The organism is Sphingobium sp. RSMS (genome assembly GCF_005406185.4).
Lineage (GTDB): Bacteria > Pseudomonadota > Alphaproteobacteria > Sphingomonadales > Sphingomonadaceae > Sphingobium > Sphingobium fuliginis.
Genome location: NZ_CM191258.1, coordinates 481,040 through 505,939, shown reverse-complemented (window position 1 = coordinate 505,939; position 24,900 = coordinate 481,040). Strand labels below are relative to the sequence as shown.

Below are 24,900 nucleotides of genomic sequence, written 5' to 3'. Positions count from 1 at the left end.
TTTGGCAGAGATTGTGACTTCTCTAAGTAGCAGGAACACGTGGATTTTGGCGTTGCTTCCTTCCTTCTTCCTCCTCCTCCTCCATCGGCCGTGCAGGTATCGCTTATCTGAAATGTGGCGCGGTGCGGGACGAGACGGCTTGGCACATGGGCGGCCATAAGTCAGGCTTCCGTGCTGACAGGATGCAATGGCCGCGATGCAGGCTTTGCGATCGAACTGCTCAATCAGATCACAGGCCCGAAGGCCAAGTTGAGAGGAAGCATTCATGCCCGACTATGATCTCATCATCCGGGGGGGTAGCATATATGACGGCAGCGGCGGAGAGCCGTTCGTTGCGGATGTCGCCGTCAAGGACGGGTTGATCGCGGCGGTGGGCGATGTCCAGGGCATCGCGCGGGAAGAGATCGACGCCGCCGGCCGCATCGTCACGCCGGGTTTTGTCGACGTGCATACCCATTATGACGGGCAGATCACCTGGGAGAACAGGTTGGCCCCCTCCTCCGATCACGGTGTGACGACGGTGGTCATGGGCAATTGCGGCGTCGGCTTCGCTCCCTCCCGTCCCGAGCATCGCAGGTTGATGATCAAGCTGATGGAAGGCGTAGAGGACATTCCCGAAGTCGTCATGGCCGAAGGCGTGCCGTTCAACTGGGAAACCTTCCCCGAATATCTGGATGCGCTGGAGAAGCGCGAAAGCGACATCGATTTCGCCGCGCAATTGCCGCACAGTCCTCTGCGCGTCTATGTGATGGGCGAACGCGGCGCCAATCTGGAACCGCCGACGCCAGAGGATCTGGCGGAAATGCGCCGCCTTACTGCGGAGGCGATCCACGCCGGCGCCATTGGCGTCACCACGTCGCGCAGCTATGCGCACCAGTTCCGCGACGGTCGCCCCGCCCCTTCGGTCAAGAGCGAGGACCAGGAAGTGCTGGCGCTGGCCGAGGGCCTGCGCGACGCCGGCAAGGGCGTGTTCCAGATGGTGCCCAGCTATGACGTGACGGCGGCCGAGCGCATGGACCTGCTGGACGACATTGCGCGGACGTCGGGCCGCCCGGTTTCCTTCACCTTCATGCAGACGCCCAAGGGCGAAGGCGACTGGCAGGAAATGGTCGCCCGGCTGGAGGCCTCCAAACATAAAGGCCTGGAAGTGCGCGGCCAGATCATTCCGCGTCCGACCGGCGCGCTGCTGGGCCTTGAACTGTCCATGCATCCCTTCTCCTTCAACCCCAGCTTCCGCGCTATCGAGCATCTGCCGCTGGAGGAGAAGGTGGAACGGATGCGCGAGCCGGCCTTCCGCAAGAAGCTGATCGCGGAGGAGCCGGACGATCCGCAGGCCTTCTTCGTCTATGTCATCTCCGATCTCGACGCCATGTTCGTGCTCGGCAATCCGCCGAACTACAATCCCCGCAGCGACGAGAGCATCGGCGCCCGCGCCCGCGCCATGGGCGTCGATCCCAAGGAATTGATCTATGACGCGCTGCTTCAGCGCGACGGGCGGGAAGTGCTCTATCGTCCTCTCGGCAATTCGGAAGGCGAGAAGTTCGAAAGCTCCGGCCGCAATCTGGTGAAGAACGACAGAACCTTCCCGGCGCTGGGGGATGGCGGCGCGCATTACAGCATGATCTGCGACGCCGCCTACACCACCTACTTCCTGACCTATTGGGTGCGCGACGCCAAGGGCGACAGGAAGGTCGACCTGCCCTACGCCGTGCGCAAGCTGACCTATGAGCCGGCCCATGCCGTCGGCCTGCACGACCGCGGCCTGATCAGGCCGGGGTACAAGGCGGACCTCAACATCATCGACATGGAAAGGCTGCACCTCTACGCCCCGCATGTTGTCTACAATCTGCCGACGGGCGGCCGCCGCCTGCAACAGCGGGCGGACGGTTATGACGCGACGATCGTGAGCGGCGTGGTCACCTATCGCAACGGCCGCTCCACGGGCGCGCTGCCCGGCCGCCTCGTGCGCGGGGGCAAGGAAGCGCCGGAAACCGCGCCCGAAAAGAGCCTGCAGCCGGCCTGAGGGATCAGGGCGGGCGAAGCGGACCGCCGCTTCGTTCGCCCATGCACCGACAGCGCAGAGGGGATTGCCATGACCGAACTCACGCCCGACCTCATCGCCTTCCTTCAGGAGATGAAGGACCGCACCGCCATTCACGACTGCCTGCTGCGCTATACGCGCGGCGTCGACCGGCACGACCGCGAACTGATGCTGTCGGCCTATTGGCCCGACGCTTTCGACGATCATGGCGTTGCGGAAGGCTATGCCGCCGATTTCGTCGACTGGGCGATCGGATGGCATGGCGAATTCCAGACCAGGCATCATCACGCGATCAGCAACCACACGGTCGAGATCGACGGCGACACGGCGCATGGGGAAACCTATTATACTTTCTGGGGCGAGAATAAGGGCGCACCGCCCCAGCTCAGCTTCGGCCGCTATGTGGACCGGTTCGAAAGGCGCAACGGCGAGTGGCGCATTGCCGACAGGGTCTGCGTCAATGAAATGACGGCGACGCTGACGGCGGCCGAAATTCCCGACGAATGGAAGGCGCGCATCTTCAGCACCGGCCCCAACCGGCGCGACAAGAGCGACATCTCCTATGTCCGGCCGCTGGTGCGCAAGGCCGCGGCGGGCTGATTTGCCCGCTCCACTTGCCGAATATATGGATATGACAGGTTCAACATCTGACCAGAGGATATTGCATGACCGCACGAACTGTCGTCGTCACCGGCGCTTTCGGGATATTGGGCGGCGCCGTCGCTTCTGCCTTCGCGGCAGCAGGAGACAGGGTGGCGCGGGTCGATTACGCCCCTGCCCCGGCGGAGACTCCGGCGGGCTGCCTCGACATGGGCGGCGTCGATCTGACCGACTTCTCCGCAACGCAGAAGCTGGTGGCGGACATCGTGGAAGCGCTGGGATCGATCGACGTGCTGGTCAATGTCGCGGGCGGCTTCATATGGGAGACGCTGGCGGATGGAGGCAGCGCGACATGGAACCGCATGTTCGCGATGAACGCCACCACCTGCGTCAACATGACCAAGGCGGCCCTGCCGGAACTGGAGAAGGCGGCGCAAGCCCGCATCGTCAACATCGGCGCGGGGGGCGCCGTCGTCGCCGCCGCGGGCATGGGCGGCTATGCCGCATCGAAAATGGCCGTGCATAAATTGACCGAGAGCCTGGCGGCCGAACTGGCGGGCAAGGACATCACGGTGAACGCGATCCTGCCCAGCATTATCGACACGCCGACCAATCGCGCCGACATGCCGGATGCCGACTTCAGCCAATGGGTGCAACCGGCCGCGATTGCCGAGGTCATCCAGTTCCTTGCCTCGCCGGCGGCACGCGCCGTCAGTGGAGCGTTGATTCCGGTGACGAAGGGCGGTTGAACGTCCCCGCCCTGCCGCAAAGGAAGCGGCAAGCGGGCGCGATCGCCCGCCTGGCCGTCAAATGATTTCGAACAGCGCGGCGGCACCCATACCGCCGCCGATGCACATGGTGACGACGGCGTTCGTCGCGCCCAGCCGCTTGCCTGCCAACAGGGCATGGCCGGTCATGCGCGATCCGGTCATGCCGAAGGGGTGGCCGATCGAAATGGCGCCGCCGTCGACATTGACCCTGGCCGGATCGATGCCCAGCCGGTCGATGCAATAAAGCGCCTGGCTGGCATAAGCCTCGTTCAGTTCCCAAATGTCGATGTCGGATACCGAAAGCCCGGCCCGGTCGAGCAGCTTCGGCACGGCGAAGACCGGCCCGATGCCCATTTCGTCCGGCTCGCATCCAGCCACCTGCATGCCCTTGTAGAGACCCAGGATCGGCAGACCGCGCCGCGCCGCTTCGTCCGCATCCATGATGATGCAGGCGCTGGAGCCGTCCGACAACTGGCTGCAATTGCCCGCCGTCACCGAACCGCCTTCGAACAAGGGCTTCAGCTTGGCGAGCCCCTCCATGTCCGTGCCGGGCCGGTTGCATTCGTCCTGCGTCAGCGTGACCTTTTCCTGACCCGTGACGGCGAGCGCCTTGTCCACGACATTCTTCGTTGTGGCGACCGGCACGATCTCCTCGTCGAACCAGCCTTTGTCCTGGGCTTTCGCGGTGCGAGACTGGCTCGTCACGGCGAATGCATCCTGCGCTTCGCGGCTGATGCCGTAGCGGCGGGCCACGATGTCGCCGGTCAGGTTCATCGCCATGTAGATTTCGGGCTTATGGTCCAGCAGCCATTCGTCCTTGCTGCGAAATAGGTTGCGATGCGGGTCGACCAGGCTGACGGTTTCCACGCCGCCGGCCACATAGACGCCCCCCTCCCCGCTGCGGATGCGCTGCGCGGCGATGGCGATGGTCTGTAGGCCGGAGGAGCATTTTCGATCCAGAGTCATGCCGCACACGCTGATCGGCAGGCCCGCGCGCAACGCAGCCTGGCGCGCGACGTTGGAACCCACAGCGCCTTCGCACCGCGCCGATCCCAGCAGGACGTCATCGATCTCCGCCGGATCGATTCCGGCACGTTCCACGGCGGCGCGGATGGAGTGCGCCGCCAGCGTCGCGCCATGGATATTGTTGAGAGCGCCCCGGTGCGCCTTTCCGATCGGCGTGCGCGCGGTGGCGACGATGGCCGCATCCTTCATGCTTCGAAATCTCCCGTCAGAAGCTGGGGCGCAGATAGGGGCTGATGGCGCGGCTTTCCATAAAGGCGCTTGCCTCATCACGTCTTTGATGAAGCCGCGCGCCATTCTTGACCCGGACCATGCCGGTCCACAAAGCAGGTTTGACAAGAAACAGGGAGCGCTCCCCATGACCATCATCGTCGAAAAGCAGGGTCCGGTCGCGATCGTGAAGCTTGACCGCCCGCAGACCAAGAATGCGATCACCCAGGAGATGCGCGGCCAGCTATATGGCGCGTTCGAGGACATCGCGATGGATCAGGACGTGCGCGCGGTCATCCTGACCGGAGAAGGTGGCGACTTCTGTTCGGGCATGGACGTATCGGGCATGCGCAAGGGCGGCGTCACCGGATCGATGGACCGGATGTACACGCTCAACCGCATCGCGAAGGCCATATATTCGCTCAAGAAGCCGACCATTGCAGCCGTGCCGGGCATATGCGTGGGTGTGGGCTTTTCCTACGCGCTGGCCTGCGACATCGTGCTGGCGGGCGAACAGGCCCGCTTTGCCGCGATATTCCGCAACATCGCATTGGCGCCCGATGGCGGCCTTGTCTGGCACCTGCGCCAGTCGCTGGGCGTGCAGAAGGCCAAGGAACTGGTCTATTCGGGCCGCATCATCCGTGCCGACGAAGCGGTGGCCATGGGCATCGCTTATGAGAAGGTCGCCCAGGATGCATTGATGGACCGGGCGATGGAACTGGCGGAAAGCTTCGCGTCCGGCCCCAGCATCGCCATGGGCATGGCAAAGCGCCAGTTCGATCTGAGCTGGAACAACGGGTTCGAGCAATATCTGGAGCTGGAGGCCGCGATCCAGCCGCTGATGAGCCGCACCGAAGACCATGAGGAAGGGCTGGCCGCCTTCCGTGAAAAGCGCAAGCCGCTGTTCCGGGGCGAGTGATGCGGATGCTCCAGCCCGAAGCGGAATGGCGCGCGCATCTGGCCGAGGGTCGTTTCATGATCCAGCGCAGCCGGTCGACCGGCGGCCATGTTTTCTACCCCCGCGTCATGGAGCCGGGCACGGGCGCGGAGGATCTGGAATGGGTGAGCGCATCCGGGGCTGGAACGGTGCATGCCGTCACCATCGTGCGCAAGAAGGACCCGGCCGACAGCTACAGCGTCGTTCTGGTCGACCTGGCCGAAGGACCGCGCCTCATGAGCCGCGTCGATGGCGTGCCGGTCGATGACATCCATATCGGCATGGCCGTCAGGGCCAGCATCATCCAGGAGGGGGACAAGCCTTTGCTCGTCTTCGTGCCTGCATGAGCATGGGCAATGGATTCCCGCGCGGGCGCGCCGCGATCGTGGGCGCGTCGACCTATGGCATCGGCCAATGCCCCGGCCTGTCCGCCGTGGACATGGCGGCGAAGGCCGCGCTGCTGGCGCTGGCCGATGCGGGCATTGCCCTGTCGGAAGTGGATGCGCTCTACACCTCCGCGCCCTATGAGGCGCTGGGCGGCATGGAACTGGCCGAATATCTGGGCCTGACGCCGAAGGTCACCGACTGCAACCGCACCGGAGGCTCCGCTTTCGAGGTCTATGTGCAGCAGGCGGCGCTCGCGCTGGAGGCGGGGCTGATCGACTGCGCGCTGATCGCCTATGGCTCAAACCCGGCGAGCAACCCGCCGCCCGGCGTCGGCATGACGCGCCAGAGCCCGTGGGAAGCGCCGTACAAGCCGCTCGCTCCCCTCTCCTCCTATGCGCTGGCGGCGAGCCGGCACATGCATCTCTACGGCACTACCCGCGAGCAACTGGCCGAAGTGGCGGTGGCGGCGCGGCAATGGGCGCAACTGAACCCGGAGGCGGCGGTGCGCGATCCGCTGAGCGTCGAGGATGTGCTGAAGGCGCGGATGGTGTCCGATCCGCTGACCGTACGCGATTGCTGCCTGTTCAACGACGGCGCGGCCGCCGTGGTGATGGTGCGCGCCGACTGGGCAAAGGATTGCGCCAGGGCGCCGGTCCATGTGCTGGGCGCGGCCCATGCCGTCACCCATCGCGAAATCAGCTCCATGCCCGACCTCACCGTGACGGGGGCGGCGATTTCCGGTCCGCAGGCCTTCGCGCAGGCCGGGGTCAAGCCTGCCGACATGGACGTGGCGATGCTCTACGACGCCTTCACCATCACGCCCATTCTGTTCCTGGAGGATCTGGGTTTCTGCCCCAAGGGGGAAGGCGGACGCTTTGTCTCGGGCGGCCATGTCGCGCCGGGCGGCGGGCTGGCGCTCAACACAAATGGCGGCGGCCTGTCCTGCGTGCATCCGGGCATGTATGGCCTGTTCCTGCTGGTGGAAGCCACGCGTCAGCTTCGCGGCGAATGCGGCGAACGGCAGGTCAAGAATGCCCGTCTTGCCGTCGCGCATGGCAATGGCGGCGTGTTGTCGAGCGAAGCGACGGTCGTGCTGGGAACCGCCGAAACCGTATAGCATGGCGGAATGGGCGCGCCCTGCCCTCCTTCAGGCGGGTGCGCTCAACACCAGCCGCACCAGTTTCTCGACATCGGTGAGCAGCGTCTCCATCTCCAGCGCGGGCTGCTCCTCGCCAAAGCCATGCTTGTCGAACAGCGCCACCGCATTCCACATCATCGCCCCCGCCAGCGCGATGCGGGCCCGGCCCAGTTGCGGCGGCAGCCAGGCCAGCGCGGCGTGCAACCGCTCCAGCAGGGCCGCGATGCTGGGCGCGCCGGGCCGGGGGATGCGCGCATCGAACGGATCACTGAGCAGGCCCGCCGCGCTCATGTGCATCATGAACCGGATATGGGCATGCGGCGTCTGTTCATCGTCGAGGAGGAAATAGGGCCGCATCATGCAGCGCCAGGCGGTGAAGGCGTCAACATCCTCCAGCGAGGGACCGCTTTCCCGGATCATCCGTGCGCGCTCCGCCTCCGTATCGCGAAGTCGCATGTCGATGACGGCGCGCAGCAGTTCCTCCACGCTGCCGAAATGATAGCTGACGGCGGCGGTGTTCTTCTGCCCGGCGGCAATCGCGACGGCGCGCAGCGTCGCCACGCCGATCCCCGATTGCGCCACCAATGTCTCTGCCGCGAGGCAAAGCTGCCGGCGGGTGATTTCGCTGCGGGAAGTGGAGGCCATGGCGATGCTTGTAGCTGGCCCGCAAAGGATGGCCAGATCTCAAATTAAAGCATTTGCTTTATTTTTGTCGGAGCTTATGATGCCTCCCAGGAAATTGAGAGGATTCCCCCATGATCATCAGCACCATGCCCGGTCCCTTCGGCGCCACCGTCGAAGGCGTCGACCTTTCCGTCCCCCAGAGCGACGAGACCTTGCGCGCCTTGATCGCGGCGCTGCACGAACATCAAATTCTCGCGATACGCGGGCAGCGGCTGACCGATGCGGACTATGTCGCTTTTGGCCATCAATGGGGCGACCCGCTGATGTTCCACCTGCCGTCGCACAGGAAGGATGACTTTCCGGAGATGATCCGGATCACCAATGCCGCCGCCACGCCCGAGCGCTATCGCGACGGCGCCAAATTCTGGCATCAGGACAGCAGCTATGAAGCGGTGCCCGCCAGCGTGACCATGCTCTATGGTGTGGAAACGCCCGATGAAGGCGGCGAAACGCTGATCGCCAGCACGGTCATGGCCTATGATGCGCTGGACGAGGACATGAAGGCCAGGATCGACGGGCTCACCGGATTGCATTGCCTGGGCGGGTCCCCGGCCCTGCCGGGTGAGAAGATCCCCTTCATTCCGGAAAATACCGCGCGGCACGGCATTGTTTCGCATCCGCTGGTGATGCGTCATCCGGTGACGGGTCGAAAGGCGCTCTATCTGTCCGGTTCGGCCTTCGGCGCGGAGGGGCTGGACGTTGACGAGGGGCGCGCGCTGATCGACCGGTTGCGCGCCCATTGCACCCAGCCCCGGTTCGTCATGCGCTACAAGGTCGAGGCCGGCGACATCTTCCTGTGGGACAATTTCCAGGTGCTGCACAGCGCCACGCCGATCGAATATTCCGACGAACCCGGCAAGCGGCGGCTGCTCTACCGGATCAGCACCAAGGGCACGCCCGCGCTGTGCAGGCCGGCCGATCTGGCGGCCTGACGGATCAGCCGGGGTCGAGGCGCCAGTCGATCCGCTCCGTCAGGAAGGCGAGCGCGGCCTGCACATGCGGCAGGGCGACACGATCCGGGGCGCCCATCAGCACGACAGGCAGCCGGGGCCAGTTCGCTTCCGGCAGCAGCGGGATCAGGCGACCGGCGCGGATATGGTCGCGGGCCAGCATTTCCAGCGTCTGGCCGACGCCCAGACCGGCGAGGGTTGCGGAAAGTATCGCCGCGCCGTCGTTGAATGTGAAGGCCGTCGGCGGTCGCACGCGGACGGTGCGGTCGCCTTGCCGCAATTGAAGCGGATTGCCGCCCGGCATTTCCACGCTGGCATAGAGTATGGCGCGATGCTGCGTCAGGTCATCGGCTTCCGACGGCTGGCCGTGCTGTGCGATATAGTCAGGCGATGCCAGGCAGATCAGCCTTGTCGTGCCGAGCGTCAGGGTCTTCCATCCCGTGGGCGGCGCTTCGCCCGCGCGGATGACCAGGTCGAAGCCGTCGACGCGAAAGAAAGTCCCTCGATCGCCTAGCGTCAGGTCGAGGATCAGCTGCGGATGGGCCCGTTGGAATTCGGCCAGTGCTGGCATGATGAACGCCTGCCCCATGGAGGCCGGGGCATCCAGCCGCACGCGCCCCGCTATGCCTGCCCCCGGCCGCACCGCCATGTCGGCCGTGGCCACGGCGTCCAGCGCAGCCTGCGCATAGGTCAGATAATGGCCCCCTTCGGCGGTCAGGTCGACGCGGCGCGTCGAGCGGTTGAACAGCCGCACGCCCAGATGTTCCTCCAGCCGCCTGACATGCAGGGTGACCATGGGCGTCGAGATGTTGAGGCGCAGCGCGGCGCGGGTGAAGGAACCGGCCTCAGCCACGGCGACGAAGGCCTCCATCGCGGTCAGTCGATCCATCTTCTGCTCCTGCCGCGGTCAGCGACGGTCCAGAGCCGCAGGCGGACCGGAATAGGGAAATGCGAGGAAGCGTTCGGCAAGGCTGTGGAAGTTCCGGATGGTCGAGCCGTGCATCCTACATCGGAATGCCGCGCGGCATAGGCTTCCTCCCCATCTCATCGGCCTTTTGATGTCTGCCGCGGCGTCCTTGCCGCATTGCATGCAACCCTGCACAACATGATCCGGAGAGGAGTCCCGGATGAGCGGTTTTCTGGACGAACGCGCCAATCTGGCCGGCAAAGTGGCGGCCGTCATCGGCGGCGGGGGCGGCATTGGGGCAGGCATATCGCTGGCGCTGGCCAAGGCGGGGGTGGACCTTGCGATCTGCGACATCGATGCGGCTGCGCTGGCGGGGACGGAGGAAGCGGTCAGGTCCATGGGCCGCCAGGTCACGGCCATGGTCGTCGATGCCACCGACGAAGCCGCGCTCGACGCCTTTTACGACGAGGTCGAACGCGCCTGCCCGCGTCTCGACATAGTGGTGAACGTGGCGGGCGGAACGAAGCGGCAATTGCTGTCCGAAGCCAGCCGGGCCGACATCGCCCGGGACATCCATCGCAACTATGGCTATGTCGTCCAGTCGGTGCAGCGCGCCGTGCCGCTGATCAAGCGTTCCGGCGATGGCGGCAGCATCGTCAATTTCACCACCATAGAGGCGCATCGCGGCGCCGCCAGCTTTTCGGTCTATGCGGGCGCCAAGGCGGCGACGACGAACTTCACCCGTTCGATGGCGGTGGAACTGGGCAAGGACAGGATCCGCGTCAGTTGCATCGCGCCGGACACGACATTGAGCCGGGGCAATATGGCCGCCATGCCCCCCTCCTTCGCGGAGGGTTTTGCCAGGCTGCCCGCTCACGCCCAGGGCAAGGGCCTGGAAATGTACATCCCCAGGGGCGAGCAGCCGCCGGTCGATGCGCTGGCCGATGCCGTGCTGTTCCTGGGTTCGGACCTGTCCACCTTCGTGTCGGGCATGACGCTGCATGTCGACGGCGGCACCATGGCGGCGGCGGGCATGCTGGACTGGCCCTTTGGCGACGGTTTCGTGCCGACGCCGCTCGCAGGCACGCTGGCGCGCCTCTACCGCGATGGAGATGAGGCATGATCCTCTATGCCGTCACCCTTTCGCCCTTCGCCGCCCGCGTGCGGCTGGCGCTGCGCGTCAAGACGCTGGACTATGCCATGCAGCCTCCGCCGGGCGGCGGCACGCGGTCGCCCGAATTTCTTGCGATCAATCCGATCGGGAAATTGCCGGTGCTGGTGACGGACGACGGGCTGGCGATTGCCGAATCGGAGACCATCATCGACTATCTGGACGAGCGCTTCCCTGCTCCATCCCTATTGCCCGCCGATACGGGCGAACGGGTGCGGATGCGCAACATCATCCGCAGTTTCGAACTCTATGCCACGCCTGCCATGTCGCGTTTGTTCAAGCAGATGGACCCTGTGACCCGCGACGAGGCGACGGTCGCGGCCGAGATCGCCAATTGGCGCAACGGGCTGGCGCTCACCGACCGGTTCACGGCAGACGCCCCTTTCGCCGCGGGCGGCGCCATCAGCAAGGCGGACTGCATATTGCTGCCCAGCCTGTTGCTGTGCGAGGTGGTAGCCCAAATCTTCGGCCTCGACGATCCTCTCGCGGACTGCCCCAATCTGGCGGGCTATCGGGAGAAAGCGCGCCGGCATCCGGACATGGGCGCAATCTGGACGGAGACGGCGGACGCGCTCGCGGCCATGAGAGCGGGAAAATGATCCGCCGAAAGACGAGACGTCCCCAGAACCGCATTTCGTTCAGAACCGCATTTCGGCTCTCAGGTGAAGAGGTCGGCCGCCGCCAGCCGGTCGGCGATGAAGCGGCAAAAACGCGCTGCATCCGCACCGTTGATCACGCGATGATCATAGCTGAGCGACAGAGGCAGCATCTGCCGCCACGCAATCCCGCCGTCATCCCCCGGGACCGGCACCGGCCGGGCGCGCGTGACGCCCAGAATGGCGACTTCGGGCGCGTTGACGATTGGCGTGAAGCCGGTCCCGCCGATATGGCCCAATGATGTCAGGGTGATGCAGCCGCCGGACATTTCCGCCATCGACAGGCCCTTGGTCCGCGCCTTGTCCGAAAGGGCGACAATCTCCTCCGCGATCTGCGTCGCGGATTTGCGGTCGCAGTCCCGAATGACCGGCACCAGCAGGCCGCCCGGCGTGTCCACCGCCACGCCCACATGCACATATTTCTTGAGCGTCAGCATGCCGCTCGCCGGATCGAGCGAGGCGTTGAATTGCGGAAAGGCGGCCAGGCCGTCGGCCAGCGCCTTCACCAGCAGCGGCACGGCGGTCAGCTTCGTGCCGCCCGCCGCGTTATGCGCCTTGCGCCGTTCCTCCAATTGCGTGATGTCCGCATCGTCCTGATGGGTGACGTGCGGAATGGCGACCCAGTTGCGGCCCAGAAAGGCCGCGACGAATTTCTGGATCTTGCTGAGGGGGCGCTGCTCGACCTCTCCAAAGACTGAGAAGTCGCCCGTGGGCCAGGGGGCCAGACCTGCCAGGAGATCGTTCATATGCGCTCAGGCCCCGTTGGCTTGAGGAATGTGAAGCGCGGGCTTTCCATGTCGATGGAATCCGTCAGCCGCATGGTCGGCGCCGCCGCGAACACGCTATTCAGCAGGGCTGCGGGATCGTTCGTCTCAACCTCATAATCGGCAACGAACAGGCCGGTTTCGGTTCCGGTCATGTCCAGTTCCCTGTAGCGGGTACAGGACAGGATGCCCGGCAACCGGCACATCTCGACCGAGTGGACCTCATCATACCAGCGGTCATATTCGGCCTCGCGCCCGGCCACCGCGCGCGAGGTGACATGCAGGATGTAGCGCATCGGGCTTAGCCGATGGTCGCCAGAAGGGCGCCGACCTCATAGGTTTCCCCGATCTGGGCGATGATCCTGAGGGTGCCGCTGGCGGGGCTTTCCACTTCCTGCGTCGATTTTTCCGATTCCAGCGCATAGAGCGGCTGGCCTTCGACGGCCTGGCCGCCATCTTCCACCAGCCATTCGGCCAGCGTGCCTTCATTCATCGAAAAGCCGATCTTGGGCAGCAATACTTCAACAGCCATTGGGAACTCCCTGAGCGATATTAGGATTTGACGAGGGCCTCTGCCGCCGCGACGATGTCGGCGGTCTGCGGGGCGAAGGCGGTTTCCAGCGGTTTGGAGAAGGGCACCGGACAGAAAGCGCCCCCCAGCCGCTTGACCGGAGCCTTGAGCTTGCCGAACAGTTCCTCGTTCAGCACCGCCGCGATCTCCGCGCCGGCGCCGAAGGGCGTCACCGCCTCATGCACGATGATGGCGCGGCCGGTCCTGGCGACCGACTTCACCACCGTTTCCTTGTCCCACGGCGCGATGGTGCGCAGGTCGATGAGTTCGGCGGAGATGCCCGCTTCCTTCAGCTTGGCGACGGCGGGCATCGCCTCCTGGATCATGCGGGCATAGGCGATGATGGTGACGTCACTGCCCTCGCTCAGCACATTGGCCTTGCCGATAGGCACGCGATGGCCCTTTTCCGGCGCGTCGGCGGGCGACCAGTAGGTGGGCAGATTCTCGATGAACAGCACCGGATCAGGATCGTCGATGGCGCTGCGCATCAGGCCATAGGCGTCCTTCGGGCTGGAGGGCGCGACCACCTTGATGCCCGCCGTATGCGCGAACCAGGCTTCCAGATAGTCGCAATGCTGCCCGCCGCTGGCGAAACCCGTTCCCGTCATGGTGCGGATGACGATGGGCACATGGGTCTGCCCGCCCGACATGAAGCGCAGCTTCGCCGCATGGTTGACGATCATGTCCATCGCCACGGTCGTGAAGTTCATCAACATGATCTCGGCAATGGGCTTGAAGCCTACCAGACTGGCGCCGATGGCCGCGCCGATGATCGCCTGTTCGGAAATGGGCGTGGAGCGCACACGATGCTCGCCAAAGCGCGACGACAGTCCCTTGGTGACGCCGCAGACGCCGCCTTCCTCCGGATCGGCCAGGTCTTCGCCCAGCGCGATGACATTCTCATCCTCCTCCATGGCGTCCGCGATGGCGGCGTTGATGCCCTGGAGGATATTCGCCTTGGCGGCCTTCACAATATTTGCGGGGGCCATTGGGGTCTCGGCGTTCATCAGGCCATCTCCTCCGCGAACACGTCGCGCTTCAGTTCCTCCACGCCGGGGAAGTCGCTCGCCAGCGCGAATTCGACCGCTTCGTCGATCTCCTTCTCTATGGCGGCTTCCATTTCGGCCAATTGCTCCTCCGTCGCGACGCCGGTTTCGATGAGCTGCGCGCGGAAGCGCGGGACGGGATCGTTCGCCATCGCATCGGCCTTGCGCGCCTTGTCCATATAGGCGTCGGCATCGCCGAAGACGTGGCCGAAGAAGCGATAGGTCATCGCCTCGATCAGCGTCGGCCCCTCTCCGGCGCGGGCGCGGGCGATCGCCTCCTGCGCCACGGCGTACATTTCGAAGGGGTCGTTGCCGTCCACCCGTACGCCCGGCATGCCATAGGCGGCGGCGCGATCCGCGACCTTGACGTTGCTGGTCTTGTCATAGGCGGTGTGCTCGCCCCATTCATTGTTCTGGCACACGAAGATCACCGGCAGTTTCCAGACGGCGGCCAGATTGAGCGATTCATGGAAGGCGCCGATATTGGCGGCACCGTCCCCGAAGGAGGCGACCGTCACGCGATCGTCGCCGCGCAGCTGCGATCCCCAGGCAAGGCCGTTGGCGATGGGCATGGTGGACCCGACGATGCCGGTCGTCACCATGATGCCCTTGGCGGGATAGGTGACGTGCATCGGACCGCCCTTCCCCTTGCAGGTGCCGGTGGTGCGGCCGGCGACTTCCGCCCACAGATCCTTGAGCGGCAGGCCCTTGGCGAGCTGGTCGTGGCTGCCGCGATAGATGGTGCAGATATAATCCTCGTCCGTCAGATTGACCGAAATGGCGCTGGGGATCACCTCCTGACCGCGCGGGCTGTAATAGGGCATGACCAGCCGCCCGTTCATGATGACCTTGCGCGACCGTTCGTCATTCGCCTTGATCAGCGCCATGCGGCGGTAGATCTCTAACTGGGTCGCCGCATCGGGGGTTGCCCTGTTGCTCATTTCAGACGTCCTTTCGAAAGGCCGGATTTTCGCTATACGCCGTCCAGCATCTGCCATGTTTTGGCGGGCAGGAAAGCCCCGCCCCTGCCATATCGCAATTGTGAAGGATGAGGCGGCGTCCCTATTCCGGCCGGGGACGGCGGGCGCGAAGCTCTATCCGCCCCTTGCCGAACGGCGCGTCGCGATTGGCAAGCGCTTCCTTCAATCCCTTTTCCGCCATGTCCTTGCGGAACCGGCTGCGGCGCGGGCCGGTGCTGAGATGGGCGCGGGCGTCGAGTTCGGCGGCATAGCGCAGGGATTGTTTCGCCCCCGCCAGCTCCATCTGCGCATTGACGACGCGCTTGTGCGTGGCGAGTATTTCCGCGTCGACGCTGCCGATGCGGCGCACCATCTCATCCGCCTTGAAATCCAGTTCCTCGGCCGGATAGGCTTCCAGCACCATGCCGATGCACGCCGCGTCGATGCCGCTGATCGTGTCGCCGGTGAACAGCATGCGCTTGGTCCACTGCGGACCGCAATGATAGAACCACAGGTTCGTCGGCGGCGTGCCGTTGGCGCGGGCGGCGGGGAAGCCGATCTTCGCGTCGTCGGCGGCAAGCACGATGTCGCAGGAGAAAGCGAGGTCGGTGCCGCCCGCCAGGCAATTGCCCTGCACCTTCGCCACGATCGGCTTGTGCAGGTCCAGCATGATGGAGGTCAGCTCCTGCTGCCGCTCCAGATTCCAGATGTCGTCGTCGATGGTCCCCGCGCGGCTGCGATAGGCGGCGGGATCATAGTCCGACGCCGTGTCGGCCGCGCCGCCATAGCTGTCCGTCAGGTCGTAGCCAGCGCAGAAATCCCTGCCCTCGCCCGAAAGCAGGATGACATTGGCGTCCCGGCGGTCGTCCGCTTCCAGCAGCGCCTGATGCAATTCCTTCAGCATCTGGCCCGACAGGGCGTTGCGCTTTTCGGGGCGGTTCAGGGTGATGCGGGCCACATTGTCGCGCACCGCGAAGCCGATGCAGTCCGTCGATTTCAGCCATTTCATGCCCATGTTCCGCTCTCCAAATCCCTATCGCGCCAGCATAGCGCGCTCCGTGCCGCGCTGGCGAGGCTGGCCCCGCCGCCTATCGGCCATGTGATCCTTGCACCCTCCCCGTCTTGCCCCGTCCGGGTGGAGGGCGCAGTCCTGCCGCTTATGCAAAATGCAAAGGCGAGGATGGCGGACGTGCCGGCGGGCTTCCACCGGCTGGACCGGATGGACGATGTGATGGGCGGCTTCGACCCGGTTTACATCCGCCGGGAGGCGGACGGCCATGTAACGCTGGGCTTTCATGTCGGACAGCAGCACTGCAACCCGCGCGGCCATTGTCATGGCGGCACCTGGGCCACGATGGCCGATGTGGTCATGGGCGTGAATGTCGGCTTCGTGACAGGACTGAGCGGGCCCACCGTTTCGATGAGCATCGACTTCCTGGGCGCGGCGGCGGAAGGCCAATGGGTGGAAGGACGGGCGGAGGTTCTGCGCTGGACGCCCAACCTTGGCTTCGCGCAATGCCGCTTCAGCGCGGACGGCGAGACAGCGCTGCGCGCCAATGCGGTCTTCCGCCGCAAATTCCCGCCCTATCGCGACTTTGAATCGCTGATCGCGCGGTCGTCGGAACAGAATGGATAAGGAGAGCATCATGGGCCGTCTGTCAGGCAAGGTCGCTGTGATCATGGGCGCGACGCGGGAAGGCAATATGGGACAAGCGATCGCCAATCGCTTCCTGGAGGAAGGCGCGCATGTCGTCGTGTCCGGTCGCGGCCAGAAAGGGCTGGACGCGTTCGCCGCCGCGACCGGAGCCACCGCCATTCCGTGCGACATCCGCAGCCGCGACCAGATCCAGTCGCTGGCGGACGCGGTGCTGGCGCGGCATGGCGCGATCGACATCGCCGTCAATGCGGCGGCCATCGGCTTCCTCGCGCCCTTCGAGGAGGAGACGGAGGAGCAGATCGATTCGATCCTCTCCGTCATCTTCAAGGGCGGGCTGTTCTTCATGCAGGTGATGGTCGGCGCGATGAAGCGGGAACGGCCGGACGGAAGGGGCGGCGCGATCGTCAACATCTCTTCCGCCGTGGCCGACATCATGTCCGACGATCATTGCAGCTATATGGGCGCCAAGGCCGCGCTCAACCAGATGACGCGCTTTGTCGCCTATGAATATGGCAGGCATGGCATCCGCGCGAACATTCTGGCGCCGGGCCTGACCATCACGCCGATGCTGGGCGGGTTCAACGTGCCCGGCATGGTGGAGGCCTATGCGAAGGAATATCCGCTGGGCCGGATCACCACGGTGGAAGACATCGCCAATGCGGCGCTGTTCATGGCCAGCGACGAATGTTTCATGACAGGCCAGACCTTCCATGTGACGGGCGGGCTGACGCTGCGCCGCAATCCCACCACGGAGGAGATCATGGCCTCCATCGCCGCCCATGACGGCGCGTCGCCGCAGATGTGAGCCTGCTATGGCCGTTTGTTGCCGAACGGTTGGCGGTGAATCCATCCGATCGGGCGGGCAGGGATCAGACTGGCGATGATCCGGGCCGCGTGGACCCGCGACATTGACTTGCGCCATGTGGGCGCGGGAAGCTGATGGCAAGGTCTCAGGAGAGGGCAGCAATCGTGAACCAGCCAGCCGCCGCGCTACAGCCGAAGATCACCCGCAGGAAAAAGGCAGGTCCAGAGGATTTCATCCCGAAGGAAGATTATGTCAGCCGCGATTTCGCGCGGCTGGAACAACGGCGGCTCTGGCCCCGCACCTGGCAGATGGCCTGCCGCGAGGAGGAGATTCCCCGCGTCGGGGATTATGTGACCTATGACGTGCTGGACGAATCCATCATCGTCGTGCGTGTCGCCGCGGACCGGATCGCGGCCTATCATAATGCGTGCCAGCATCGCGGCCGCCGCCTGACGGAAGGGTGCGGCCATGCCGCCCGCCTGTACTGTCGTTTTCATGGCTGGTCCTGGAAGCTGGACGGCACCATCGCCCATGTGGTCGACCGCGATAATTGGGACGGCGGCCTGAAGGACGAGGACATCGCCCTGCCGCAAGTCCGGGTCGATCGCTGGGGCGGATTCGTCTTCATCTGCATGGACGGGGATGCCGAACCGCTGCTCGACTTCCTGTCGCCCATTCCGGATGTTTTCCGCAATTATCCGTTCGAGAAGATGCGCTATCGCTGGTACAAGCGCACGGGCATCGACTGCAACTGGAAGACCGCGCTGGAAGCCTTCAACGAAGGCTATCACGTCCAGACGACCCATACCCAATTGCTGCCGGTCCACGATGACGAGGCCCTGTCCTTTGCCGAGGGGCGCCATGGCAGTTACCAGCTCGCGCCGGGGCGCATTTCGCTGGGCGAGCGTTCCCCCCGGCTTGCCAGCACGCAGGTCGACTATCGCCGCAACGTCCGCGACTTCGTCCTGATGCTGGAGGAGGATCTGAAAGCCTCGATCCCGCCGCACATGGCGGAACTGGCGGACCGGCTTGTCGATGAACTGCCGGAGGACGCATCCCTGCTCGACGTGCTGATGAAATATGGCCAGATCGCCTTCGAGGCGGCGCAGGAACGCGGCATCCCCTTCCCGTCGCTGACGCCCGAGGAGATCGGGCGGGCCGGGGCGGACTGGCACCTGTTCCCGAACATGGTCTTCCTGCCCGCGCCCGATGCGATGCTCGCCTATCGCGCGCGTCCCGACCGCAATGATCCGGAACGGTGCATCTTCGAAGTCTATTCGCTGGTCCTCTATCCCGAAGGACAGGAGCCGCCGCTGGAACGGCAGGAATTCAAGGATTGGCGCGATCATGACGCCTGGGGCCTGATCCTGACGCAGGATTTCGAGAATATGACCGAAGTGCAGCGGGGCATGCGCTCCACGGGCTTCACCGGATCGCGCACCAATCCCGTGCAGGAACGGAGCGTGTCGAATTTCCACCGGGCGCTGCGCGAGTTCATCGGCGCCTGACCCCAAAAGATTCAAAAGGAGAGAATATGGCTGGCAGATTGAGCGGCAAGGTCGCGATCGTCACCGGCGGCGGCCAGGGCGTGGGTCTGGGCATCGCGCAGGTTTTCCTGCGGGAAGGCGCGAAGGTGCTGATCACCGGCCGCACGCCCGACAAGCTGGAAGCGGCGGTCGCCGGCTTGAAGGCGGAGGGCGGCGAAGCGGCGTGGATCGCGGGGACCGCCGGCGTGCGCGCCGATGCGGAGGCCGCCGTCGCCAGGGCGGTCCACCTGTTCGGCGGGCTCGACATATTGGTCAACAACGCCCAGACGTCCAAACCCGGCACCATGTTCGAGGATACGGACGACGCGCTGTTCGCGCTGACGATCGAATCCGGTCTCTATGGAACGTTCCAGCATATGCAGGCGGCCGTCCCCCATATGAAAGAAAAGGGCGGATCGATCATCAATTTCGGTTCCTATGAGGGGATTCATGGCGGCGTCGGATTCGCCGCCTATGCCGCGACCAAGGAGGCCATTCGCGGCCTGTCCCGCACCGCCGCGCGGGAATTGGGCAAACATAAAGTCCGCGTCAATGTGATCTGCCCGGCCGCGCTCAGCCCCATTGCCGAACAATGGGTGAAGGACTTCCCGGAAGAAGCGGAGAAGGTCATGAAGCTGGTCGCGCTCGGCTATCTGGGCGATTGCGCAGAGGACATCGGCCCTGCCGTGCTGTTCCTGGCGAGCGAGGACAGCCGTTATGTGACGGGCCAGACGATCAATGTCGACGGCGGGCAGATGATGCTGTGAGCGGGATGCTCGACCTTTCGGGCCGCACCGCCATCGTCACCGGCGGCGCCAAGGGGCTGGGCCGCGCCTATGCGCATTGGCTCGCCGCCCATGGTTGCGCCGTGTTCGTGAGCAACCGCCCGGCGCCGGACGGCTCATCCTCGGCGCGGGCCGTCGTGGAGGAGATCGTGGCGGCAGGCGGCCGGGCGGTCGCGCATGGCGGGCCTGTGCAGATGCCGCAGGCCGCCGCCGAAATGGTGCGGATCGCCGGGCGGCATTTCGGCGCGCCTGACATTTTCGTCAGCAATGCGGGTGTTCAGGCGTTCCGCGATTTCGGCACGGTGACGCTGGAGGAAATGGATGCGTTGCTCGACATCAACCTGCGCGGCGTGCTGGTGGGGCTGAAGGCCGTGTGGCCCGCCATGGTGAAAGCGGGCTATGGGCGGATCGTGCTGACCGGCTCCAGCGCCGGACTGTGGGGACAGGTCGGATCGGCCGATTATGCGGCGTCCAAGGCGGCGATGGTGGGCATCGCGCGTTCCCTGGCGATCGATGTCCCGGCTGGCGCGGACCTGTGCGTCAATGTCGTCGCTCCCGCCGCCTATACGCCTATGTCCTCGGGCAGCATTCCGGCGGAATGGGCCGACTATGCCTCGCCCGATCATGTCGCGCCGGTCGTTGGCTGGCTATGCAGCGACAGATGTTCGACCTCGGGCGGCATCTATCATGCGGGCGCAGGCCATGTCCGCCGCGTCCAGATATTGGAAGGGCCGGTTCGCCAATTGTCGGAAGGCGACATCGACAGCGTGATGCGGGGCCTGACCGCGCAGCCCGAATGGACCAGCTCTTTTGCGTCCGGCGCGGAGATCATGCCGGAACTGGTGAAGGCGATGACAGCATGACCATCGATTTTTCCGGCCAGACGGCCATCGTGACGGGAGCAGGCGGTGGCATGGGGCGCGCCTATGCGCTGGAACTGGCGCGGCGCGGCGCCGCCGTGGTCGTCAACGACTATGGCGGCGGCGTTCTGGGCGAACAGAATGGCAGTTCCGCTCCAGCCGAAGCGGTGGTCGCGGAAATCACGGCGGCGGGTGGGCAGGCGATCGCCAATGGTCTGGCGGTCGGCACGGCGGCGAATGCGCGGGCCATCGTCCAGGCGGCCCTGACTGCCTTTGGACGGATCGACATTCTGGTCAACAATGCCGGCACGGGCATTGCCGGGCCCTTCACCGCCCATGATGACGAGGCGATCGAGCGCCATTATGCGACGAACCTGATTGGCGGCCACCATCTGATGCGCGCCGCCTGGCCGCATATGGCGGCGCAGCGTCATGGCCGCATCCTCAACGTCAGTTCCAACGGCGCGCTTGGCGTCGGCGGCAATGCCCCTTATGCCGCGGCCAAGGCGGGCATGCTGGGCCTGACGCTGGACGCCGCGATCGAGGGCAAGCCGCTGGGCATATCGGTGAATGCCGTGATGCCGACATCCTATTCCCGGCTGATCGAGCAGATACCCGATCCCTCCACGGTCGCCTGGTTCCGCGACAACCTGCCGCCCGAGAAGGTGGCGGCGGCAATGGCCTGGTTCCTGAGCCGCGATTGCACCGAGACCGGCCGCATCCTGCTGACGGGCGGCGGTCGCCTGTCGAGCCTGATCTTCGCGGAAACAGGGGAGATTTTCGACGCGGAGATCAGCGCCGAGCGGGTCGCCCAAAGGATTGGGGAGATCGGGGACGAAAGCCTGCTCACGCCCGTGCACAATCAGGCGGAAGCAGGCGCGCGCTATTTCCGCCATCTGCCCTGGACGGCCGCCGAGACGCCCGATTTCGGCCCGGACGTGGAAAGAGGCTGAGCGAGGATCAAGCGCGCCGCCGCCCGTGCAGGGTGATGTAGATGGCGGTGCCGATGATCAGCGCCGATCCCACATAGGTGCCGGGCTGCGGCCATTCGCTGAACAGCATATATCCCAGCGCCGTGGTGAAAAGGATGCGGACATAGTCGAGCGGCCCCATCAGGCTCGCTTCTCCCAAGGTCATGCCGCGAATGTAGCAGGCCTGGGACACGACGCCGAGCACGCCCATGGCGGCCAGCAGCAGCGCATCCCCGGCCGTGGGCATGCGCCAGCTGCTCCAGGCCAGCGGTGCGGTGAAGATGAGGCCCAGCAATGTCGACCAGGTGAGAAGCGACAGGTCGCTATGATCGCGCGTCATCTGCTTCACGCTGATCACCGACCAGGAGACGAGCAGCGCGGCCAGCAGCCCCTGGGCCGCCGGCCAGCCGATCAGCGAATGGGCGGAGCCGGGCGCGATGATGATCAGCACCCCGGCAAAGCCCGCCAGCGTAGCGAAGAGCCTTTGTCGATCCAGCTTTTCGCCCAGCAACAGGGCGGCAAGCGGCACGAGGAACAGGGTGCGGGTGAAGGACAGGGCGTTCGCTTCCGCCAGTCCCAACAGGTGAAAGCTGTTGAAGGCAAGGATGATCGACAGGCTGGTGGCCGCACAGCGCAGGATCATCAGCATCGGCCGGCGCAGCATGAAAGCGCGGCGGGGCCGCCGCAGGATGAAGGGCGCCAATGCGATCAGGCCGACGCCCTGCCGTACGAAATTCTGCGTTGCCGACGAATAGTCGTCGCCCAGCAGCTTCACCAGCGCCATGGCGATGCTGTAGGCAAAGCCGGAGGCCAGCATCCACAGCGCCCCGCGCGCATTGTCGTGATACCCTTGTCCGCCACCGTTCATCCCGCCCCGTTAGACGCACTCGGGACGGGAGGATAGATTATTCGGCAAGTATCGGTCCGGTGATTGGCGATGTGCTGATGTACCGGGATTGGATGTCGAAGCGGCTTGGCCATGCCCGCCCTCAATCATCGGCGCCGGACTCGAAGGTCCGGCGCCGATGACACTTCGATCAGAATTTGTAGGACAATTCCATCCCATAGGTGCGCGGTTCGCCATAGACGGAGGAGATGTAGCCGGCCTCATTGTAAATGCCGATCACGCCCACACGATAATAGCTTTTGGTCAGGTTGTTGACGAAGGCCGCCGCGCCCAGTCCGGTACCGAAGATATTGTCCCAACCCGCGCGCAGGTTGACCAGTTCATATCCCGGTTCGGTCGCCAGCACGTCATTCTTGTCGAGATGCTGTTTGGTGCGATAGCTGACATTGGCGTTGAGGTTGATCGCGCCCGCATCGCCCGACAGGGGGATCTCATAGCTGACATTCGCGCCCATCTGATGATGGGGCGACCCGACCAGCGCGAATTCGCCCGGCTGGCGGCCTTGGCTGATCTCCACGCCGACATAGGAATAGAAGGCGCTGATGTTGAGCGGACCCGCGATGAGGCCCAGTTCCAGCTCGCCGCCATAATTTTTCTGCCGGGCGGTGTTGTCGATGATCGTGTTGACATTGCCCGCGCTGTCGATGGACGATGTCTGCTTCTGGACGTTCTTATAGTCCTGATAGAAGATGGCGAGACTGCTGGTCAGCGTGGCGCCGCCCAGCGGATGGCGCGTCTTGAGCCCCACCTCATATTCCTGCACGGTTTCCGGATCGAAGGGCTGCAATTCTTCGGTCGACGCCGCCCGCAGCGAGAAACCGCCCGAACGGAAACCGCGCCGGGTCGAGATATAGGTCGTCAGATTCGCGTTCGGTTCATATTGCAGCGTGACGTCCCAGGTGAAGGCGTCCCATTTCTTGCTGTTGGTCTGCGGGCAGTCGGCCAGCGTCGCGGGAACGAAGGAGGTCGTGCCGGTGTCCACGCGGAACAGGCATGTGCCCAGATTGGGATAATAGGCGAAAATCCGCGCATTGCGCTTGTCGGTCGTGTAGCGGATGCCCGCCGAAACCTTGAACTGGTCGGTAAAGGCATAGGTGCCCGCCGCGAACAGCGCGAAAGTCTTCGCCTTGCCGCTGCCCGCATAGGCATTGAGGAAAGTCGCGGCCGGAGTGTTGAGCGGCAATCCCGAGCCGGCTATCGCCAGTTCCGGGAACTGGCTGGACGTGGAACCATCCTTCCCCTTCTCGACGAAATAATAGGCGCCCAATACATAATCCAGCCGGTTCTCGATCGCCTTGCCCTGGATCTGGAATTCCTCGCTGAACTGTTCGATGCTGCGATAGCGATTGGAATTGATGAGATAGGCGGGCACGCCATCCAGGTCCATGACCTGGTCGAAGTCCAGCTTGCGATAGCCGACGATATTCTTGAAGGTGATGGTGTCGAGGCTGTAGGTGGTGCGGTTCGTGACGCCCCGGTTCTTCAGCCGTTCAAAAGGCTGGGTCTGATAGGCGTCGAGCGTGCCGCCCGTTCCCGATCCCGATGCGAAGCGATAATGCGGCCGCGCCTGTTGTGCCGCGAACTGGCCGACGACGTCCGATACCGGAATGCCGAAGCCGCGCAACGTCGCATATCCGGCGATGGCGGGCGCCGCGGGATTGGCGGCGGTGCCGACCAGCGCCGTGCCATGTTCGTTCGTCTTGATATAATCGACGATCGTATTGGATTCGAATTCAGGCGTCGGCGCGAAGCGGATCGAGGTTCTGAAAGTCTGGTAATCCTGATCGTCATAGTCGCGACCGGTCAGAACATCCCTGGTGAAGCCGTCTCGCTTCCTGATCTTGCCCGCGAAACGCACGCCCAGACCTTCCGTAAGGGGCAGGTTCACCATGCCGTAAATATCGCGCATGTCGTAATTGCCGATCTGGCCGCGCAATTCGGCATGAAAATTGTCCACCGGCTTGTTGGGTTCGATCAGCACCGCGCCGCCGGTCATGTTGCGGCCGAACAACGTGCCCTGCACGCCCTTCAGCACCTGGGTCGATTGCAGGTCGTAGAGCGCGTAGGCGAAGCCGACGCTGCGGGCCTGGACCACTTCAGCGAAATAGGTGCCGACCGGCGGATCGGTGAGCAGTTGCGATTCCTGGGTGCGCTGACCGCGAATGGCGAAGCCCAGCTCGTTCCGGCTGGTGCCCTGGTTGGTGAGGCTGAGCGAGGGCACGCGGCTTTGCAGCCCCAGCGCGTCGCTGACGCCGCTTCGCGCAAGAGAGTCGCCGCTGACGGCGGTGATCGAAATCGGCACGTCCTGCAACGCTTCCTCGCGCCGGCGGGCGGTCACGATGATGTCGGACGCCTGGGCCATGCCCGAGTCCTGCGGTGCGGCGTCCTGCGCGGCGGCTGCGGTGGCGAAGAGCGATGTGGCGGCAAGCAATGCGGACCGGAACATGGTCATCCTTCCTCTCCTGATCGTCCGGCACTGGCGCCGGTCTGGCCGCTGTTGCGGCTCTGGGGAACGATCATGTCGAAAGGATATTTTTACTCAATCGTCCCGAGCGTCGGGACGAGATTGATCGCA

At 64.7% G+C, this 24,900-nt stretch carries 26 protein-coding genes; 15 read left to right on the top strand and 11 right to left on the bottom strand.

Going from position 1 to position 24,900, the window contains the following annotated elements; translation table 11 throughout:
* Window positions 1–265: 265 nt before the first annotated feature.
* From EGM87_RS20380 to EGM87_RS20370, 3 genes are all read left to right on the top strand, one after another.
* Window positions 266–2,023 (top strand): N-acyl-D-amino-acid deacylase family protein, encoded by a 1,758-nt coding sequence (locus EGM87_RS20380; protein WP_137708931.1) that lies wholly within the window; start codon window positions 266–268, stop codon window positions 2,021–2,023.
* Between the two features lie 69 nt (window positions 2,024–2,092).
* Window positions 2,093–2,641, top strand: coding sequence for a nuclear transport factor 2 family protein (locus EGM87_RS20375; protein WP_171009950.1), 549 nt, complete (start codon window positions 2,093–2,095; stop codon window positions 2,639–2,641).
* A gap of 65 nt (window positions 2,642–2,706) precedes the next feature.
* Complete coding sequence (locus EGM87_RS20370) at window positions 2,707–3,390, top strand: SDR family NAD(P)-dependent oxidoreductase (protein ID WP_061934463.1); 684 nt, start codon at window positions 2,707–2,709, stop codon at window positions 3,388–3,390.
* Between the two features lie 57 nt (window positions 3,391–3,447).
* On the opposite strand, the gene EGM87_RS20365 is transcribed toward EGM87_RS20370, so the two are convergent.
* The gene (locus tag EGM87_RS20365; protein ID WP_137708932.1) at window positions 3,448–4,626 is read right to left on the bottom strand and encodes an acetyl-CoA C-acyltransferase; all 1,179 of its coding nucleotides are present in this window, start codon (window positions 4,624–4,626) and stop codon (window positions 3,448–3,450) included.
* 166 nt (window positions 4,627–4,792) lie between these two features.
* On the opposite strand from EGM87_RS20365, the gene EGM87_RS20360 reads away from it, so the two are divergent.
* From EGM87_RS20360 to EGM87_RS20350, 3 genes are read left to right on the top strand one after another with little or no spacing between them, the layout of a single operon-like run.
* Window positions 4,793–5,563 carry an enoyl-CoA hydratase/isomerase family protein gene (locus EGM87_RS20360; RefSeq protein WP_137708933.1) on the top strand — a complete coding sequence of 257 codons (771 nt, stop codon included), beginning with the start codon at window positions 4,793–4,795 and terminating at the stop codon, window positions 5,561–5,563.
* Window positions 5,563–5,928, top strand: coding sequence for a Zn-ribbon domain-containing OB-fold protein (locus EGM87_RS20355; protein ID WP_253719217.1), 366 nt, complete (start codon window positions 5,563–5,565; stop codon window positions 5,926–5,928). The genes EGM87_RS20360 and EGM87_RS20355 overlap by 1 nt, the downstream gene beginning before the upstream one ends.
* The gene (locus EGM87_RS20350) at window positions 5,925–7,085 is read left to right on the top strand and encodes a thiolase family protein (protein ID WP_137708934.1); all 1,161 of its coding nucleotides are present in this window, start codon (window positions 5,925–5,927) and stop codon (window positions 7,083–7,085) included. Before EGM87_RS20355 ends, EGM87_RS20350 begins: the two co-directional genes overlap by 4 nt.
* Window positions 7,086–7,115: 30 nt before the next feature.
* Here EGM87_RS20350 and EGM87_RS20345 read toward each other — a convergent pair whose 3' ends face one another.
* On the bottom strand, window positions 7,116–7,751 hold the full coding sequence (locus EGM87_RS20345) for a TetR/AcrR family transcriptional regulator (protein ID WP_137708935.1): 636 nt from the start codon (window positions 7,749–7,751) through the stop codon (window positions 7,116–7,118).
* A 110-nt stretch (window positions 7,752–7,861) separates the two neighbouring features.
* Here EGM87_RS20345 and EGM87_RS20340 point away from each other — a divergent pair, with 110 nt between their 5' ends.
* Window positions 7,862–8,722 carry a TauD/TfdA dioxygenase family protein gene (locus EGM87_RS20340; protein WP_137708936.1) on the top strand — a complete coding sequence of 287 codons (861 nt, stop codon included), beginning with the start codon at window positions 7,862–7,864 and terminating at the stop codon, window positions 8,720–8,722.
* A gap of 4 nt (window positions 8,723–8,726) precedes the next feature.
* Here EGM87_RS20340 and EGM87_RS20335 read toward each other — a convergent pair whose 3' ends face one another.
* Window positions 8,727–9,629, bottom strand: coding sequence for a LysR family transcriptional regulator (locus EGM87_RS20335; RefSeq protein WP_137708937.1), 903 nt, complete (start codon window positions 9,627–9,629; stop codon window positions 8,727–8,729).
* Window positions 9,630–9,867: 238 nt separating this feature from the next.
* Between EGM87_RS20335 and EGM87_RS20330 the strand changes: the two genes are divergently transcribed.
* Both EGM87_RS20330 and EGM87_RS20325 read left to right on the top strand, forming a co-directional pair.
* Entirely contained in the window at window positions 9,868–10,770 is a 903-nt protein-coding gene (locus EGM87_RS20330; RefSeq protein ID WP_025550271.1) for an SDR family NAD(P)-dependent oxidoreductase, read from the top strand.
* Window positions 10,767–11,417 (top strand): glutathione S-transferase family protein, encoded by a 651-nt coding sequence (locus EGM87_RS20325; RefSeq protein WP_137708938.1) that lies wholly within the window; start codon window positions 10,767–10,769, stop codon window positions 11,415–11,417. The genes EGM87_RS20330 and EGM87_RS20325 overlap by 4 nt, the downstream gene beginning before the upstream one ends.
* Window positions 11,418–11,476: 59 nt before the next feature.
* Here the strand turns inward: EGM87_RS20325 and EGM87_RS20320 are convergent, their stop codons facing one another.
* From EGM87_RS20320 to EGM87_RS20295, 6 genes are all read right to left on the bottom strand, one after another.
* On the bottom strand, window positions 11,477–12,220 hold the full coding sequence (locus EGM87_RS20320; RefSeq protein ID WP_137708939.1) for a 2-oxo acid dehydrogenase subunit E2: 744 nt from the start codon (window positions 12,218–12,220) through the stop codon (window positions 11,477–11,479).
* Window positions 12,217–12,534: a DUF4286 family protein gene (locus EGM87_RS20315; RefSeq protein ID WP_044660663.1), complete on the bottom strand. Its 318-nt coding sequence runs from the start codon at window positions 12,532–12,534 to the stop codon at window positions 12,217–12,219. Before EGM87_RS20315 ends, EGM87_RS20320 begins: the two co-directional genes overlap by 4 nt.
* A 5-nt stretch (window positions 12,535–12,539) precedes the next feature.
* Window positions 12,540–12,770 (bottom strand): biotin/lipoyl-containing protein, encoded by a 231-nt coding sequence (locus tag EGM87_RS20310; RefSeq protein ID WP_137708940.1) that lies wholly within the window; start codon window positions 12,768–12,770, stop codon window positions 12,540–12,542.
* Window positions 12,771–12,790: 20 nt separating this feature from the next.
* Window positions 12,791–13,816, bottom strand: coding sequence for an alpha-ketoacid dehydrogenase subunit beta (locus tag EGM87_RS20305; protein WP_171009951.1), 1,026 nt, complete (start codon window positions 13,814–13,816; stop codon window positions 12,791–12,793).
* Window positions 13,816–14,796, bottom strand: a complete 981-nt coding sequence (locus EGM87_RS20300) for a thiamine pyrophosphate-dependent dehydrogenase E1 component subunit alpha (RefSeq protein ID WP_137708941.1) — start codon at window positions 14,794–14,796, stop codon at window positions 13,816–13,818. Before EGM87_RS20300 ends, EGM87_RS20305 begins: the two co-directional genes overlap by 1 nt.
* 121 nt (window positions 14,797–14,917) lie before the next feature.
* Complete coding sequence (locus tag EGM87_RS20295) at window positions 14,918–15,823, bottom strand: crotonase/enoyl-CoA hydratase family protein (protein WP_253719216.1); 906 nt, start codon at window positions 15,821–15,823, stop codon at window positions 14,918–14,920.
* 171 nt (window positions 15,824–15,994) lie between these two features.
* Here EGM87_RS20295 and EGM87_RS20290 point away from each other — a divergent pair, with 171 nt between their 5' ends.
* The 6 genes from EGM87_RS20290 (at window position 15,995) to EGM87_RS20265 (ending at window position 21,400) form a co-directional block, all read left to right on the top strand.
* On the top strand, window positions 15,995–16,450 hold the full coding sequence (locus tag EGM87_RS20290) for a PaaI family thioesterase (protein ID WP_171009952.1): 456 nt from the start codon (window positions 15,995–15,997) through the stop codon (window positions 16,448–16,450).
* Window positions 16,451–16,460: 10 nt separating this feature from the next.
* Window positions 16,461–17,276, top strand: coding sequence for an SDR family NAD(P)-dependent oxidoreductase (locus EGM87_RS20285; RefSeq protein WP_137708944.1), 816 nt, complete (start codon window positions 16,461–16,463; stop codon window positions 17,274–17,276).
* Window positions 17,277–17,440: 164 nt separating this feature from the next.
* Window positions 17,441–18,784, top strand: coding sequence for an aromatic ring-hydroxylating dioxygenase subunit alpha (locus EGM87_RS20280; RefSeq protein WP_137708945.1), 1,344 nt, complete (start codon window positions 17,441–17,443; stop codon window positions 18,782–18,784).
* 26 nt (window positions 18,785–18,810) lie between these two features.
* The gene (locus tag EGM87_RS20275; RefSeq protein ID WP_137708946.1) at window positions 18,811–19,569 is read left to right on the top strand and encodes an SDR family NAD(P)-dependent oxidoreductase; all 759 of its coding nucleotides are present in this window, start codon (window positions 18,811–18,813) and stop codon (window positions 19,567–19,569) included.
* A gap of 5 nt (window positions 19,570–19,574) precedes the next feature.
* Complete coding sequence (locus EGM87_RS20270; protein ID WP_253719223.1) at window positions 19,575–20,450, top strand: SDR family NAD(P)-dependent oxidoreductase; 876 nt, start codon at window positions 19,575–19,577, stop codon at window positions 20,448–20,450.
* A complete protein-coding gene (locus EGM87_RS20265) occupies window positions 20,447–21,400 on the top strand; it encodes an SDR family NAD(P)-dependent oxidoreductase (RefSeq protein ID WP_137708948.1) in 954 nt (317 codons plus the stop codon). The genes EGM87_RS20270 and EGM87_RS20265 overlap by 4 nt, the downstream gene beginning before the upstream one ends.
* A gap of 7 nt (window positions 21,401–21,407) precedes the next feature.
* Here the strand turns inward: EGM87_RS20265 and EGM87_RS20260 are convergent, their stop codons facing one another.
* Window positions 21,408–22,286: a DMT family transporter gene (locus EGM87_RS20260; protein ID WP_137708949.1), complete on the bottom strand. Its 879-nt coding sequence runs from the start codon at window positions 22,284–22,286 to the stop codon at window positions 21,408–21,410.
* Window positions 22,287–22,455: 169 nt separating this feature from the next.
* Entirely contained in the window at window positions 22,456–24,777 is a 2,322-nt protein-coding gene (locus tag EGM87_RS20255; protein ID WP_137708950.1) for a TonB-dependent receptor, read from the bottom strand.
* Window positions 24,778–24,900 lie beyond the last annotated feature (123 nt).

Excerpts from the sequence above, each read along its gene's own strand:
- EGM87_RS20355 (WP_253719217.1), top strand. The coding sequence starts at position 5,563 with ATGCGGATGCTCCAGCCCGAAGCGGAATGGCGCGCGCATCTGGCCGAG.
- EGM87_RS20375 (WP_171009950.1), top strand. The coding sequence starts at position 2,093 with ATGACCGAACTCACGCCCGACCTCATCGCCTTCCTTCAGGAGATGAAG.
- EGM87_RS20275 (WP_137708946.1), top strand. The coding sequence starts at position 18,811 with ATGGCTGGCAGATTGAGCGGCAAGGTCGCGATCGTCACCGGCGGCGGC.
- EGM87_RS20260 (WP_137708949.1), bottom strand. The coding sequence starts at position 22,286 with ATGAACGGTGGCGGACAAGGGTATCACGACAATGCGCGCGGGGCGCTG.
- EGM87_RS20255 (WP_137708950.1), bottom strand. The coding sequence starts at position 24,777 with ATGACCATGTTCCGGTCCGCATTGCTTGCCGCCACATCGCTCTTCGCC.
- EGM87_RS20345 (WP_137708935.1), bottom strand. The coding sequence starts at position 7,751 with ATGGCCTCCACTTCCCGCAGCGAAATCACCCGCCGGCAGCTTTGCCTC.
- EGM87_RS20365 (WP_137708932.1), bottom strand. The coding sequence starts at position 4,626 with ATGAAGGATGCGGCCATCGTCGCCACCGCGCGCACGCCGATCGGAAAG.
- EGM87_RS20380 (WP_137708931.1), top strand. The coding sequence starts at position 266 with ATGCCCGACTATGATCTCATCATCCGGGGGGGTAGCATATATGACGGC.
- EGM87_RS20360 (WP_137708933.1), top strand. The coding sequence starts at position 4,793 with ATGACCATCATCGTCGAAAAGCAGGGTCCGGTCGCGATCGTGAAGCTT.
- EGM87_RS20350 (WP_137708934.1), top strand. The coding sequence starts at position 5,925 with ATGAGCATGGGCAATGGATTCCCGCGCGGGCGCGCCGCGATCGTGGGC.
- EGM87_RS20305 (WP_171009951.1), bottom strand. The coding sequence starts at position 13,816 with ATGAACGCCGAGACCCCAATGGCCCCCGCAAATATTGTGAAGGCCGCC.
- EGM87_RS20285 (WP_137708944.1), top strand. The coding sequence starts at position 16,461 with ATGGGCCGTCTGTCAGGCAAGGTCGCTGTGATCATGGGCGCGACGCGG.
- EGM87_RS20290 (WP_171009952.1), top strand. The coding sequence starts at position 15,995 with ATGGCGGACGTGCCGGCGGGCTTCCACCGGCTGGACCGGATGGACGAT.
- EGM87_RS20320 (WP_137708939.1), bottom strand. The coding sequence starts at position 12,220 with ATGAACGATCTCCTGGCAGGTCTGGCCCCCTGGCCCACGGGCGACTTC.
- EGM87_RS20310 (WP_137708940.1), bottom strand. The coding sequence starts at position 12,770 with ATGGCTGTTGAAGTATTGCTGCCCAAGATCGGCTTTTCGATGAATGAA.
- EGM87_RS20370 (WP_061934463.1), top strand. The coding sequence starts at position 2,707 with ATGACCGCACGAACTGTCGTCGTCACCGGCGCTTTCGGGATATTGGGC.
- EGM87_RS20330 (WP_025550271.1), top strand. The coding sequence starts at position 9,868 with ATGAGCGGTTTTCTGGACGAACGCGCCAATCTGGCCGGCAAAGTGGCG.
- EGM87_RS20300 (WP_137708941.1), bottom strand. The coding sequence starts at position 14,796 with ATGAGCAACAGGGCAACCCCCGATGCGGCGACCCAGTTAGAGATCTAC.
- EGM87_RS20335 (WP_137708937.1), bottom strand. The coding sequence starts at position 9,629 with ATGGATCGACTGACCGCGATGGAGGCCTTCGTCGCCGTGGCTGAGGCC.
- EGM87_RS20270 (WP_253719223.1), top strand. The coding sequence starts at position 19,575 with ATGCTCGACCTTTCGGGCCGCACCGCCATCGTCACCGGCGGCGCCAAG.
- EGM87_RS20325 (WP_137708938.1), top strand. The coding sequence starts at position 10,767 with ATGATCCTCTATGCCGTCACCCTTTCGCCCTTCGCCGCCCGCGTGCGG.
- EGM87_RS20265 (WP_137708948.1), top strand. The coding sequence starts at position 20,447 with ATGACCATCGATTTTTCCGGCCAGACGGCCATCGTGACGGGAGCAGGC.
- EGM87_RS20340 (WP_137708936.1), top strand. The coding sequence starts at position 7,862 with ATGATCATCAGCACCATGCCCGGTCCCTTCGGCGCCACCGTCGAAGGC.
- EGM87_RS20315 (WP_044660663.1), bottom strand. The coding sequence starts at position 12,534 with ATGCGCTACATCCTGCATGTCACCTCGCGCGCGGTGGCCGGGCGCGAG.
- EGM87_RS20295 (WP_253719216.1), bottom strand. The coding sequence starts at position 15,823 with ATGAAATGGCTGAAATCGACGGACTGCATCGGCTTCGCGGTGCGCGAC.